This is a genomic window from Acanthopleuribacter pedis (genome assembly GCF_017377855.1).
GTDB classification, from domain to species: domain Bacteria; phylum Acidobacteriota; class Holophagae; order Acanthopleuribacterales; family Acanthopleuribacteraceae; genus Acanthopleuribacter; species Acanthopleuribacter pedis.
Genome location: NZ_JAFREP010000002.1, coordinates 208,010 through 222,792 on the forward strand (window position 1 = coordinate 208,010; position 14,783 = coordinate 222,792).

Genomic DNA, 14,783 nt, shown 5'->3' on the forward strand with positions numbered 1-14,783 from the left:
GGCTTTCTTAGCAATCAAAAAAAGGCCGGGTAGCAACCCGGCCTTTTTCGTGTTTGCCCAGCGTAGCGGGCAAACACGGCAAAACCTTTAGCGCCGTTCCAAAATGGCGAGCAGCCGCGACAGGTTGCCGGCCAAATGGGGTGGGTTGAGCATGGCGCGGTGGTTGCCGACCCCGTCGTGGACCTGGAAGCGGCCGTTGGTACAGTCGCCCCAACCGCGGATGGTGGCCACGTGTTCGCCGGCTTCGTTGTGGCATTCATTGGGTGAATGTTCCTGAACCAGGACGTCCAGGTCGGCACCAATCACCTCGCGTTCACACAGGTTGCCGAGATAGGTGCGGTAGGCGCGCATTTTCTGGTAGGCCTTCTCCTTCAAGACGTCGCTGCCGACGCCGTCGAGGAACTCGCGGGCCACATCGCGCAAGTCGTCTTCCTTGAAGGGTAAGGGTTGCAGGTAACGGGCGGCGTCGATCATCACCACCTTGGCGACCTTGCGCCCGCGTGCTTCCAGGGCGACGGCGACTTGAAACGCGAGTTTGCCGCCGCCGGAAAAACCCATCAGCGTCACCGCGCCTTGCGGTTGGGTTTCCTCAATAAAACGGCAGGTGTTTTCCATTCGGTCGTCGCCTTCGAGGAAGGTGAAACCGTAGAGCCGGTAATTGCCGAGCCCTTTGGCTAAGTCCATGTACGCGAGAGGGTAACCGGAACCGGGCGGAAAAGCGAAGACGGGGTCGCCACTTGCCTCGGGGTTCATCAAGACCGCGGTTTCTTCCAGGCAACCCGGATCCAAACCACGACCCTTGAGTTCCTTCAAGTCGTCGAGGTAACGCGCCAACTCTCGCAAGGAGTCGGCCTTGTAAACCACCAGGTACGGCACGGACAATGCCGTGGCGTCTTGAATGTCGGCGACCAAACGGGTCACCTTGAGGCTGTGACCGCCCAGGTCGAAGAAGTTGTCGGTTGCCATCACATCGGCTTTGTTGAAGATGCGCGACCAAATGGCGGCCAAGGCTTTTTCCATGTCGGTGACGGGGGGTTCGCCTTCGCGCCGGCGTTCGTTGCTGTCGACCACCGGCGCGGGCAACATGTTGCGGTTGACCTTGCCGTTGGCGTTGAGCGGCATGTCCGCCATCACCGTCACGTGGGTGGGCATCATGTAGGGGGGCACGCGCCGCGCTAGGTAATCGCGCATGGTTAACATGTCCAAATCTTCACTACCGCCGACGTAGGCGTGCAGTTCCTTTTCGCCGTCGACCTCGCGCACCATCACCGCGACCCGTTCCACGGAGGGATGGGTCAGCATCAAATTCTCCAACTCCTCCGGCTCGATGCGGAAACCGCGGATCTTGACTTGGCTGTCGCGGCGACCGAGGAAAGTGAGGTTGCCCTCGGCGTCCCAGCGCGCCAAGTCACCGCTGCGGTAAAGCCGTTCGCCGTTACCGTAAGGGTTCGGTACGAAACGGCTTGCGGTCAACGCGGCGTCGCCGTGGTAACCGTGGGCCAAGCCGTCGCCGCCGATCAGCAGTTCGCCGGGCACGCCAACCGGGCAAAGCGCGTGTTGCGCGTCGAAAAGGTAGCAGGTGGTGTTGGCCAGCGGGCGACCGATGGGGATGTCGTCCTTGAACAGGTTGTCGACGGGGAAGAAGGTGGTGAAGGTGGTGGATTCGGTGGGTCCGTAAACGTGGAACAACTGCAGGTCGGGGAAGCGCCGGCGCAACTTGTTGAAATGGCGCGCGGAAACTTTTTCACCGCCGCTCAGCACGCACTTCAAGTCGGCGAACATGTCGGGTACGGTGTCGACCAAGCTGTTGAACAGCGCGGTGGTCATGAAGAGGTGGGTGATCCGACGGTTTTTAACCGTGTTGGCCAGGGTCATGGGATCTTTGAGCGCGTTTTCGCGCGGGAAACAAATGGTGCCGCCGTTGAGCAGCGGGCCCCATATCTCAAAGGTCGAGGCGTCGAAGGCGAGCGAACCGGTTTGCAGCACGGTATCGCCGGGTTGTAGGTTGACGTAGTTGGTGTTGCACACCAAACGCAGCACGGCGCGGTGGTCGACCATCACGCCTTTGGGTTTGCCCGCGGTTCCCGAGGTGTAAATCAGGTATGCCAAAGCTTCAGGTAACGCCTTGGCGGCGTAAGCCTCGGGCGCGTGGTTTTTCAGCTCGCGACGGTCAAATTGGTATTTGGCCCGTGTGGAAGGGGACGGGCCGGTCTTGGTTTTGTTGATGTGGACCACCGCGTCGAAACCAAAGCGCGACAGTTCGGAGTCGGCCTCGCCCAACATCAGCGAAGTTTCAATCGCGGCAATGGCGGGAATGTCGTGGCGTAGGTCTTCCAAGAAAGCGCGCGACACATAAAGTTCTTCCTCGCGGTCGGTTTTGGTCCGGTAGCCCTTGCCGGGGTTGGCGATCTTAAATTCCGCCAGGGATTGAATGAAGGTCGCTTTCAAATCCTGGTCCCAGAGGTTGCCGAGGAACAACAGGCCGCGATCAGCGAGCAGGTTGACGGCTTTGCGCAGCACGTCGCGCAGGTAGTTGTGGCCGTTGAAGCACTCGATGACGCTGTTGATGATGACCACATCGAAGGTGCCTTCGACCTGATCGATTTCGTGGGCCGGCAAGGCCTGTAAGGTGATGTTGTCCTGACCCAAGCGGGCGCGTTCGCTTTCGGTCCACTTGAGGATGTCGGGCGAAAGATCGGTGCCGTGGTAGGCGGCGACCAGCGGGGCCAGCCGGAACATGCTGATCCCGGAGGCGCAGCCGATTTCCAAGACGCGCGATTGTTTGGTGAGCAGCGGGGTTAGCTTTTGGCGGATGTTTTCGCCGTAACCGTCCATGACCTCGCGGCTGAGCAGTTCACCGGTGTAACTGCTGCGCCAGCCGCCGCCGGAAATGTCGTCGTGGGTTTCGTCGGCCACGTGGCGCCAAACGCCTTGGTCCATGAACCCGATATCGGGTTCTTTTTCCCCGTGGAAATCGGTGCTGTCGGGGCAGAACAAGGTGTGCAGCGCGCTGCATTCCCACTGGAGTTTGTTGAGGGTGGCGATGTCGCGGCGGGCGCCGATCAACATGGGTGCGCCCGCATCGTCCAGGATGGTGCGGATGCGCTGGTAGGGGAAATCGGTGTTGATGGGCAGGTAGGCCGCGCCCACTTTGGTGACGGCCAGGAGGCTGACGGCCAGTTCAATCGAACGGTCCAACATCACACCGACAAAATCGCCCGCGCCGATCCCACGCGAGTCCATGAAGCGCGCGGCGCGGTTGGCGGTTTGTTCCAATTCCGCGTAGGTCAACTGTTCGTTGCCGAAGCGCACGGCCACCGCGTCGGGGGTTGCGGCGGCCTGTTTGGCCAACAGGTTGGGAATGGTTTCTGCGCGAGGGAAATCCCGTTTGGTTTGGTTAAAACCCGCGATTTGATCCTGCAAACTTTCGGTCTCGACATCGAATAGATTAAAGTCGGATAACTTCATGGTTTCTCCTCTAAGCGGCGATATGGCGGCCGGCAATCATGTGGCTAAAGCGTTGGAGCGCGGCCAGATAACCCTCAATCGTTTGCTGCTGGAAACGGGTCGCGTCGTAATTCAGGGCCAGGTGGAATGCGTCTTTTTTGGTGCGGTAGGCGATCAGGGCCAGATCGATGTCGCCGAAGAAGTCGTCCTTGAAATCGGTGCGGTTGGTGAACAACACGTTCGGGGTTGCGGTGTGCGCGGGCAAACTGTCCTGATAGCGCCAGCCGGAGCGGGTCGCGGTGATCACCTGATTCAGCAAATCCTCCACGTCCAACGCACCGCTGAGGTCGACACGAACCGGCATCACCTTGTCGGCCATCGCCAAGCCGGTGGTAAAGGACTGCTGTTTGGTCAATTGGAACAGGAACACCTTAAACAGGGTGTGGCAGACGATCCACACGGTGGTGTCTTTTTCGGTGGCCCAGTTGCGCAAACCCGCGAAGATGCTGTCGGGGAAATGCACATCGACCTTGCCACGTCCCTGGGTGCCGGCTACCGCGTTTTGCGGCAGGCGCAGCGGTGCAGGCGTATCCTGCAACACCTTTTCCCAAAAGGCTTTGCCTTCGGCGTCGGCGGGATCTTCCCAGCAGTTGGTTTTGAAGACCTCCATCAGCGCCGGACGCACGGTTTCTAAATCCGAGGGGCGGTCGGTGAGACTGTCGAACAACAGGGGTTTGGTGATTTTGCCGAAGGAGATCAACTGATCCGGGGTCAAACCCTTGGAGACCAGGTAGGAAATGCCCCACAGGCTGAAGCCGTACAGGCTGATAAAGGTCGAATTACCAATGCTTTGGTACATGTACTTGGCCCAATCCATGGCTTCTTCCCAATTCATGCCGGCGTGGCTCCAGGAATAACCGGCGCCTTTGAGGTCAAATTCGGCGTGACGTCGGTGAATCGGTGCCGAGGTATCGTGGAAGTAAAGCTGCACGTTGAAAAAGGTGGGCGCGGCTTCTTCAATAAAATGAATGGTGTTGAGGATGGTTTCCTTGCTTTCGCCGGGGAACCCGCAAATCAGCGAGGCGTAGGACATAATGCCACGCCGTTTCAGTTGGCTAATGCCCCATTTATAACGGTCAACATCGGCGCGTTTGTTCATAATTTTGAGAATGGTGGGGTCGCCCGATTCAATGCCGAGCAACACGCCGACGCAACCGCTGTCGGCCATCAGGTCGATGGCTTCCTCGTCGACGTTGGCGACGCGCAGGAAAGAAACCCAGCGAAAGTTGAACTGGTTCTCGATCATCATGCGCAGCAGTTTCTTAAAGCGGGGAAGGGGTACGTTGAAGGTGTCGTCGATGAACACCAAATCGGTGGTGCCGATCTCGTGCAAATAGGTGAGCTGGGTTTGGATCGCCTCAATGTCGTTGACCACGTGGGGGCCGGCCAAAACCGGGTACTGGCAAAAGGAGCAGGAATAGGGACAACTGCGCGCGGTGCGCAGATAGGTCAGCGGGCGCAAGGCGTTGGGATCAAAGGTGGTCCAGTCGACGATGTTGCTGTTGAGATCGTTGTTTTCGATTTTGCGTTCGGTGGGGCTGAAGGATTCGTCGTCGGCTCGGTAGGCAAGGTTGTTGACACCCGCCAGGTCGTTGCCGTCGCGCAGGGCGACCAGCGTTTGGTACAGTGTTTCTTCGCCCTGGGAATCAATGATGTACACATCGCCGCCGGTTTCCTTGAGTACAAAAGACAAGGTTTCCCAATCGTTTTGCAGGTCGGCGTGAACGTTGTAGATGTGGGGGCCGCCGATGATGATTTGGGTGTCGGGCGCGTGTTCGCGGATAAAGGCCACGATTTCCCGGATCGGGCTGTTGTCGATGTAAAAGGTGGTGGTGATGGCGACGGTGCGTGGTTTGCCCGCCAAGAGCGCCGCGAACTTGGCTTGGTCGCGGTTGAAAAAGTTCACCAGGTCCACGTTGAGCCCGCGTGTGTTGAGGTAGCTGCACAGGTAGTGTGCACCCAACGCGGGTGCCTCGAACACGTTGAGTTTGGGATCGTTGCCGGTGGCCTCCACAATCATGTCGTTGAGTACTTCCATAAAAGTGACGCGCCGGCCGTCCTGTAGGATCGAGTTGGTTTTTACCTCGTGGTAGCCGCCGGCGCGGTGTTCAGTCGCCTTTTGGCGCGCCGAGAAGTCGTTAAAATCAATGTCGTTGTAACCGACAAGAATACAATCGAGTGGGGTCGAAGCGTTCATGGTCTCTCCTCCGAGCTAGTGCTTCTCGGTATGGGGTTCGCGCACAACCGCTTCCGCAATCCGAGCCAACGCGGTTAAATAACGCTTAATCGTCGAGGGTTTAAACAGGGCGGTATCGTACTCCATGGTGAAATGGAGTTGCCCCCCTTCTTCGAGGACATAGAGGGTGAGGTCAAATTTGGTTGTGTGGAAGCGCAGCGGGATTTCACGTGCCTCGCGCAGAACGGTGGTACCGGCGCCGTCCGCGTCGGTCACCTTGCCGACCATGGCCACGTCCAAGCGCAGGTCGGCAAAACTTTGGAAGCCGTAAATCACGTTAAACAAGGTCTGTCGGTTGCCGTCGCGCTCGGGATTGAGGTCCGCGACCAGGAGATCGAGAGGGTAATTCTGATGATCGAAGGCACCGTTTACGGTTTCGATCACCGACTCCAACAACTGCTCAAATTCCATGCCCGCGGTGAAGCGGGTGCGGATCGGCAACAGGTTCACAAAAAAGCCGATCAGGTTTTGCAAATCGGCGTGGCCGCGGTTGGCGAGTGCCATGCCGACCGAAAGGTCGTCGCGACCGGTGAGTTTGTAGAGGAACAGGTTCAGGACCGCCAGCACCACGTTCGAAACCGTGGTGTGTTTGCGATTGGCCAACCGGTGCAGGCCGGCCAAGACCTCGGCCTCGACGCGGTGGTACACTGTATCGCCACGGAAGGCGGCGTCCAGGGTGGGCGCGAAATCGGTGGGCAGCTGAAGCGGCGGCGGTGGATCGGCCAACTGTTCCAGCCAGTAGGCCTTTTCCTTTTTAAAGGTTTGCCGCGACTGCCATACCGCAAAGTCCTTGTACTGAATGCGCGGCGGATTGATCGGCGCGGGCACCCCGTGATCGTGGGCTTGGTAGCGCGACAGGATTTCCCGATAAATCACGTTCATCGACCAACCGTCACCGATGACGTGGTTGATGTTGAGCAAAAGCACCGCGCGTCCCTCTGCCAAGTACAGCAGCGCCACGCGCAGCAGCGGTGGGGAGGCTAGGTCGAAGGGTTGGTGGGCGTCTTTTTCGCAATATGCGCGCGCCGCCGCCTCGCCGTCCTCCGCCTCACGCAAATCGACCTCGCGGATGTTAAAAACCGAGGGCGGGGCGATTTTTTGGCGCGGTTCGCCGTCCACCACGATGAACCCGGTGCGCAAGGCCTCGTGGCGGTGGACCATGTCGGTCAGTGCTTTTTTGAGGGCGTCGGCATTGAGCCCGCGTTCGAAGACAAACGCCTTGGGCATGTTGTAGGCCGTGGTCGCGCCGGCGCCGCCCATCATTTGCAGCGACCACAACCGTTTTTGCGCGTGAGACAACACGTAATCTTCTTGCGGCGCCACCGGTTCAATGCCGATGTATTCGCTTTTTTCGGTGGTATGAACCAGTTCCGCCAACCTGGCCGGGGTCGGCTTCTCAAAAAACGCCCGCAGGGGAACCTGAACCTGGCGGCGGCGATGGATTTGTGCCAATACCTGCATGGCAACCAGGCTGTGGCCGCCCAATGCGAAGAAATCATCGTTGCGGCCGACGCGTTCCACGCCCAGGACCTCCGACCAGAGGGTGGTGATGTCCTGTTCCAGCGCATCCACCGGCGCTTCAAAGGGGCGTTCCGTCGCCGTGATGCCGGGCAAGGCCGCGCTGTCGACTTTGCCGTTGACGGTGAGCGGCAAGGCGGCCAAGGGGATCAGGTGCGCGGGCACCATGTAATCGGGCAGGGTTTTGCCGAGTTGGTCGCGCAAACCCTGGAGCGAATCACCGGCGTGCGCCGGCACGACCCAGGCGACCAAGGAGGGCCCCAATTGCGGATCCTGCAAACAGGCCACGTGGGCTTGGCGCACGTTGGCCAACGCGGTCAGGCGCGCTTGAATTTCGCCCAACTCAATGCGGTAACCCCGCACCTTGACCTGATCGTCGCGGCGGCCCAGGTACAGCAGTTCGCCGTCGTCGCGGCGGCGCACCCAATCGCCGGTTTTGTACAAGCGGGTGCCGCCCGCGTGGGGGATAAACCGTTCGGCGGTTAAATCCGCCCGTCCCCAATAGCCGCGCGCCAAACCCTTGCCGCCCAAATACAGCTCACCTGGCATATCAAAGAGGGTCGGACGCTGCCAACGGTCCAACACGTGCGTGCTCATGTCGGGCATGGCGTTGCCGATGGTGATTTCCTCGTCCTCGGCGCCAATGCTTTTGATCACACAACCCACCGTGGCCTCGGTTGGGCCGTACTCGTTGAAAATCGCCATCCTCGGATTCAGCCTGCGCAGGGTGGCCACGTGGCGGTTGAGCAGGGCCTCGCCGCCGACAATGGCGCGTTTCACCGGGCTGCTCTGGATCGGCAAGTGATCCAGCAAGGCGATGTGGGACGGGGTCAGCTTGACGCTGTCGATGCCGTGCGCGCCGGACAGGGTTTCGGTCAAAATGTCGTTGAGCGGTTGCTTCGCATCGAACAGGTGCAGCCGCTCGCCGCGCAGCAGCGGCAGGAATAAACTGCTCAGGGTGAGGTCGAAGGCAATCGAGGAATACAACCCGAAACAACCGCCGCCTTCGGCAAAGTACAGCGCCGCGGCGTGCGTCAGGTAATGGTGCAGGTTGGCGTGGCTCATGGCACAACCCTTGGGTTTGCCGGTGGAGCCGGAGGTAAACAACACATAGGCCAAAGCATGACCGTCGACGCGAGGTAAAGCCGCGTCGCGCTCCGGCAGGCCGTGGGTGACGTCCATACAAGGGGTTTCGGGCAGGCGTTCGCGCAAACCCGGCTCGCTGAGCACCAAACGGCAACCGGCCTCGGCGGTGATCAGGTGCAGGCGTTGGTCGGGATTGGTCGGTTCCATCGGCACAAAGGCGGCACCGGCTTTAAGCACGGCCAAAATCGCCGTCATCAGATGGGGCGCGCGATTCAGCAGCACGCCGACGCGATCTTCAGGTTGAATGCCGTGTTCGGCGACGAGGAAGCGGGCCATCCGCTCGGCGGCGCGGTCCAATTCGGCCGCGCCGATGGTGGTGCCGTTGTGAGAAAGCACCGGCGATTGGGGATTTTTGGCGACGCGCGCGTCCCAAAGATCGAGTACGTTGGTGTTGCGTTCAGCGACGGTTGTCTCGATGGGTTCCGTCTGGGCGGGTGCGCCATCGAGCGTTATCAACGGGTGTTGCGGCTCGGCCAAGACCGCGTTGAGCGCGACCCGGTAGTGCTCGGCGACGGCGCGTAGCCGGTCCTCGTCAAACCGTTTGCGGTTAAACGTGATGCGCAACTGGAGCTTTTCGCCGGGGATGAAGATCAGGTTGAAATCGTAATGGGTGTGGTCGTGTACCTGCAGATCGCTGACGGTGAGCGGATCGCTGTTGTCCTTTACCTGCTGGGCGGGTGGGTAGTTTTCGAAAATGAGCAGGTGGTCGAAGGTATCGCGGCCTAGCGGCGAAAGCACCTGTAACTCGGCCAAGGGCAGGTAGTGGTAGGGTTCCGCGGCCAGAGCGTCGCGTTGAACGCGGCCGACCAGATCGGCGAAGGTCTCGTCGCGGTGGACCTGGACGCGCACTGGCACCGCGTTGATGAACAAGCCGATCATTTGATCGGCGCCGTCGAGGTGGGGCGGGCGCCCGGAAACAACCGCGCCAAAGCAGACATCGTCGCGGTCGTTGAAGCGGGCCAGCAGGAAGGCCCACAACGCTTGGCACATCACCGCGGTGGTGGCGCTCTGGGCCGCGGCCATGGCGCGCACCGCGTGCAGCGGAGCCAGGTCCAAGGTGAATTCGCCAAGGTCGTAACCGGCGTCCGGTTCCGGCCGGCCCAGGGCGTTCATGCCCGTGCGTTGGTCGTGGCCGGCGAGGTGGCGCGTCCACCAGGCACAGGCCGCGGCTTTGTCCCAGCGGGTCAGCCAGGCCAGGTAATCGCGGTAGGGAGGCACCTCGGGCAGCGTCGCCTCCGTGCCTGACGCGGCCGCGTCCATCAACAAGCCGCACTGGTCGAAGAGGCGGCCCATGCACCAGCCGTCGAGCACGATGTGGTGGAAACGCCAAACGACCTGGTGGGTTTGTTCATCCAGACGAATGATGGTGAAACGCAGCAGGGGATCGCGTTCCAGGTCAAAGCCGCGACGGCGGTCTTTTTCGTAGAAGGCGTTGAGCTCGCTTGCTTGGTTCTCAAGGCCGCGCCAATCACGCACGTGAAACTCGGGATCCCGTTTCTTGAAAACAACCTGACGCGGGGTGGTCACCTGGCGATGGAGGAAGGCGGTGCGCAAGACGGCGTGGTGATCACAGAGTTGGTGCCATGCATGGCGGAAGGCGTCGAGTGGGAAGGGGCCTTCGATGCGATAGCTCATTTGCAGGAAGTAGGCGTCGCTTCGGTTGTCGACGAGGGACTCGAACAGCAAACCTTGTTGCATCGGGGCGAGCGGTACGATGTCCTCGATGTCGGCGGCGTTCAGCGCGTTTTGGGTGAGCAGGTTTTGGTAGGCGGGCAGATCCAAGTCGCACGCCAGAAAATCACTGGGCGTTTTCTCCGCCTGTTCCCTGGCGCAGCAGAACCGCACCAGCAGGGCCAGTTCATCGCGCAGCGCGGTGAGCAGCGCGGTCATGGCCTCGGCCTCGTAGCGGCCGCGGTCATAGGTGAGGGTGAGCTTGAGTTTGCCGTTGACGACCAGGCCGCCGACTTCCAAGTCGTTGCCGCGGCGCAGGCCGACACCCATGTCGCGGCCGACCTGTTCGTCGGCGTCGGCGAGCGGCCCGTCCTCGCCGGGTGTGTCGAACACGCCGAGGTAGTTAAACGCCAACCAGGGTTTTTCCGCCGGGGTCATCGTGGCGGCCGTTTCTTCCGTGGCCAGGTAACGCAAAACACCGTAACCACCGCCCTTGTGGGGTACCGCGCGCAGATGTTCCTTCACCGTTTTGATTTGCGTGGCGAGGTCGCCCTCGGCAAGCTCGAGCAGGAACGGGAACATCGTGGTGAACCAGCCGATGGTGCGGTCGACCGGCGGGCCGTTGGGCAGGGTTTCGCGGCCGTGGCTTTCTAGCGTGATGCGGGTGCGGTGTTCGCCGAGGCGGCCGTGAAGCGCGCGGGCCAGGGCGGTGAGCAAGAGGTCGTTGATTTCGGTGTGGAAGGCCTTGTGACTGGGACCGAGCAAGTCGGCGGTGCGCTCAGGTGAAAGCGAAACGCCGGCTAAGGCTGAATCGCCGACGCGGTTGTCGCCCGCTACTTTGGTCGTAGGTGGTGGCGCCGCTGTTGCGGCGGCCGTTGTTTCCCAATAGGTGCGTTCGGCGTGGAGGTCGGAATCGGCGGCGCGGCGCACCAGCGCCTCGGACCAGGTTTGGAAGGAGGCGGTTTTGGGACCGAGATCGGTCGCTTGGCCCCGTTCGGCTTGGCCGTACGCGGTGGTCAGGTCTTCCAACAGAATGCGCCAAGAGACGCCGTCGACGATGAGGTGATGGGCGGCGAGCCAAAGCCGGTCCCCGTCGGGGAGGCGGTAGAGCACCGGGTTCCACAGCGGCCCCGCGCCGAGGTCAAAGGCCGCGCTCGCTTTTTCGCCGTGTTCGGCCATGGCCGCGGCGGGATCGGCGTGTTCGGCTGGATCCACCAGTTTGAGGTGCGGCGGTGCCAGGTCGGCATAGGCCTGTTGCACCGCGCTGTCACGCACGGTGAAGGTCAGTCGCAAGGCGTCGTGCCTGCACCACAGTGCATCGAGTGCCTGCTGGAGCAGTGCGGTGTCGAAGCGGGGTTTGCCTCGTAGCAACACCGATTGGTTGAAATGGTGGTGGTCGCGGTCCTGGTGCTGAAAGAACCACTGCTGAATCGGCGTGAGCGGCACCGTACCCTGGACCGGACCGGTTTCGGTTTGATCCGCTTGCGCCGTGAGCAGCGGGGCCAGGGCTGCCACGCTCGGGTTGGCGAACAGATCGGCCACGTTCAAACGCAAGCCGTGGCGGCGCATGCGGCCCACCAACTGGATAGCGATGATGGAATCGCCGCCCATTTCAAAGTAGGCGTCGTGGCGGCCGACCCGCGCCACGCCCAGCAATTCGGCCAAGGCGTCGGCCAGCCATTGCTCCCGTTGGTTGCGCGGCGCCGCGTACGCGGTCCCGGTTTCGGTTTGCGCAAAGGGATCGGGCAATGCGTTGCGGTCGACTTTACCGTTGGCGTTCAGCGGGAATTGCGGCAGCACGACCAGGTAACCGGGGTGCATGTATTCGGGCAGGTGCGCGTTGAGGAAGGTGCGCACGGCGTCCAGGTCCTGAGCTTCCCCCGGCTGCCAGACCAACCAGGCACACAGGCGCAAGTGTCCGGCGGGGTTGCGGCGGGCGGCGACCAAGACGTCTTGCAGCGGCGCGTGGTCGCGCAAAGCGGCTTGTACCTCGCCCGGTTCAACGCGGAAACCGCGAATTTTTACCTGATCGTCGACGCGACCCACGAACACCACGCGCCCGTCCGCTTGCTGACGCACCAAGTCGCCGGTGCGGTACAACCGTTCGCCCAGGGTGGTGCTGAAGGGGTGGGGCACAAAACGAGCGGCGGTCAGGTCGGGTCGGCGCCAGTAACCGCGCGCCAAACCGTCGCCGCCGACGCAGAGTTCGCCGACCGCGCCCGGCGGCAACAGGTTGCCGTGGTCATCGAGAACCAGACAGGTGCTGTTGGCGATGGGCCGCCCAATGGGGATGACCGAGGCGCGACGTTCGGCGGCCATGGCTTCGAAGGTTGAAAAGGTCGTATTTTCGGTGGGGCCATACACGTGGGTCAGGTGGCAGAAAGGATAACGCTGCATGAAGCGCGTCATGTGCCCGGCCGAAACCGCCTCGCCGCCGGTCATCAGCGCGCGCAGGGCGGGCAGGTCGCCGACGGGTTGATCAACCAACTGCTTGAACAAACCGGTGGTGAGGAACAGGTGGGTGACGGCGTGGGCGCGTGCCGTTGCGGCGACTTCCTCCAGGGAGAAGGGCGCGGGTTTCATCAACACGACCGTGCCGCCGTTGAGCAGGGGACCCCAGATTTCCAGCGTCGTGGCGTCAAAGGCGGAAGCGGACAGGTGCAGGAACACTGTTTGCGGGGTGAGGTCGGTGTAGTCGGTGTTGCGTACCAGGCGTACCACCGCGCGTTGGTCGACGGCCACGCCCTTGGGCCGACCGGTGGAACCGGAAGTAAACACAATGTAAGCCAAGCTGTTGGGCGAGACCGGCACCGTCACGGGATCCGCCGCCGTCTCGTGAGGCGCGTTGATCGCCACCAAACGCTCGGCGGCGACGGCTTGCGCCGGTGGGGCTGTTTGATCGTACAGCACCGGCTCGGCGCCGGTTTCCTCGAGGAGCAGCTTAAGGCGTTCCAGCGGGTAACCGGGATCGAGCGGGACGTAGGCGCCGCCCGCTTTGAGTACCGCCAACATGCCGACCACCATCGCGGGTGCCCGGCCGCAAAACAGACCGACGGGCTGATCGGGTCGCACCCCGCGTTCGATCAAATGGGCGGCCAAGCGGTTGGCGCGATCCGCGAGTTCGGCGTAACTCATGCGCGTGTCGCCGCAAACCAGCGCCGTTTGGTTCGGATGGGCCGCGGCCGCGGCGTCGAACAAGGTCGCGATGTTGCTGTCGCGGGGATAGGGCCGGCTGGTGGCGTTCCAGATTTCGTTTTGCATGGCGCCGTGGTTCGGGTTGATTAGGGTCAAGCGGTCGAGGGCGTCGACGCCCGCGGCCAATTGCGCCAGCACCGTGTTGACCGCGTCGGAAAGCATGGTGACCGTGGTCGCATCGAACAAATCGGTGCTGTATTCAAAACTGCCGACCAGGCCGTCGTCGGCTCGCTCCAGCGCCAGGGTCAGGTCGAACTTGGCGGTGGTAACCGCCGTGCGCAGTGGTTCCAGGCTGAGGCCGTTCAGGTGTTCCTCGGCTTCCGGGGCATTGTGCAGCGCGAAGGCGACTTGGAAAAATGGATGGCGGGCCGGGTCCCGTTGGGGTGCGAGTTCGGTGACAATCTGTTCGAAGGGCAGGTCTTGGTGGCCGAAGGCGTCCAGGGTTTGGTCGCGGAAGCGGGCCAGCAGGTTGCTGAAACGACGGCTGCCCTTCATTTGGAAACGCAAGGGGACGGTGTTGATGAAAAAGCCGATAAGGGTTTCCAACTCGGGTCGATTGCGCCCCGCGACCGGGGTACCGATCACCAAGTCGTCCTGGCGTGCCACGCGGCCGAGCACCAGACCGTAGGCGGCGGCCAGCACCATAAACAAGGTGGCTTCGTTTTCTTGGGCCAGGGACTCGAGACCGCGCGTGACCGTTTCGGGGACGGTCGCGCGCAGGACCGCACCGCGATGGGACGGGTGCGGCGGGCGCGGCCGATCCGTGGGCAGGTCCAAATCGCGGCTGTCGCCCAAGGTTTTGCGCCAGAAGGCGGTGTGTTCCGCGTAGCGTTCGCCGACCAAGGTGGCCCGCTGCCACACGCTGAAGTCGCCGTATTGCAAGCCGAGTTCCGGTAGCGGGGAGGGTTCGCCCGCGACAAAGGCGTTGTAAAGGGAGGCGAGTTCCCGCGCGAACAGGCCCAACGACCAGCCGTCGCAGACCAGGTGGTGCAGGGTAAACAGCATCACCCATTCGTCCGTGCCCGTGTGCAGCAAGCGGAACTGCAGCAAGGGACCGCGTTCCAAGTCGAACCGCAACGAACGCATTGCTTCGGCGTGGCGGGCCGCCTCGGTGTCGCTTGTTGCGTCGCGTAAATCGACCAGCGGCAAGGCCACCGGTGCCGCCGGCTTCACCTCGGCGACGACCTGACCGTCGACCTCGCGAAAACAGGTGCGCAACACCTCGTGGCGGCGCACGATTTCGTCCAGCGCCGCGCCCAATGCATCGCGGTTGAGGTCACCGCGCAAACGCAAGGCGGTACACACGTTGTATACCGTGCTGTCCGGGTCGAGGCGGTGCAACACCCACAACCGGTTCTGCGCGAAGGACAGCGGGGTGGGTGCCGCGGGATCGCGTGGCGCCAAGGTCGCGGTTTCCATCACCGGATCGGGCAATTCGTCCGCGAGCAAGAGGTCGAGGAGGGCAAGGTCGTCGTCGTTTTGGGTGAAATCGATCATCGGGGGATCCTCG

At 62.0% G+C, this 14,783-nt stretch carries 3 protein-coding genes; all 3 read right to left on the bottom strand.

Features of this window, described 5'->3' with window-relative positions:
- Positions 1-87: 87 nt before the first annotated feature.
- From J3U88_RS02645 to J3U88_RS02655, 3 genes are read right to left on the bottom strand one after another with little or no spacing between them, the layout of a single operon-like run.
- Complete coding sequence (locus tag J3U88_RS02645; RefSeq protein ID WP_207856580.1) at positions 88-3,468, bottom strand: amino acid adenylation domain-containing protein; 3,381 nt, start codon at positions 3,466-3,468, stop codon at positions 88-90.
- Positions 3,469-3,478: 10 nt separating this feature from the next.
- Positions 3,479-5,704 carry a radical SAM protein gene (locus J3U88_RS02650; RefSeq protein ID WP_207856581.1) on the bottom strand — a complete coding sequence of 742 codons (2,226 nt, stop codon included), beginning with the start codon at positions 5,702-5,704 and terminating at the stop codon, positions 3,479-3,481.
- A 15-nt stretch (positions 5,705-5,719) separates the two neighbouring features.
- Positions 5,720-14,770 (bottom strand): non-ribosomal peptide synthetase, encoded by a 9,051-nt coding sequence (locus J3U88_RS02655; protein WP_207856582.1) that lies wholly within the window; start codon positions 14,768-14,770, stop codon positions 5,720-5,722.
- Positions 14,771-14,783: the final 13 nt, after the last annotated feature.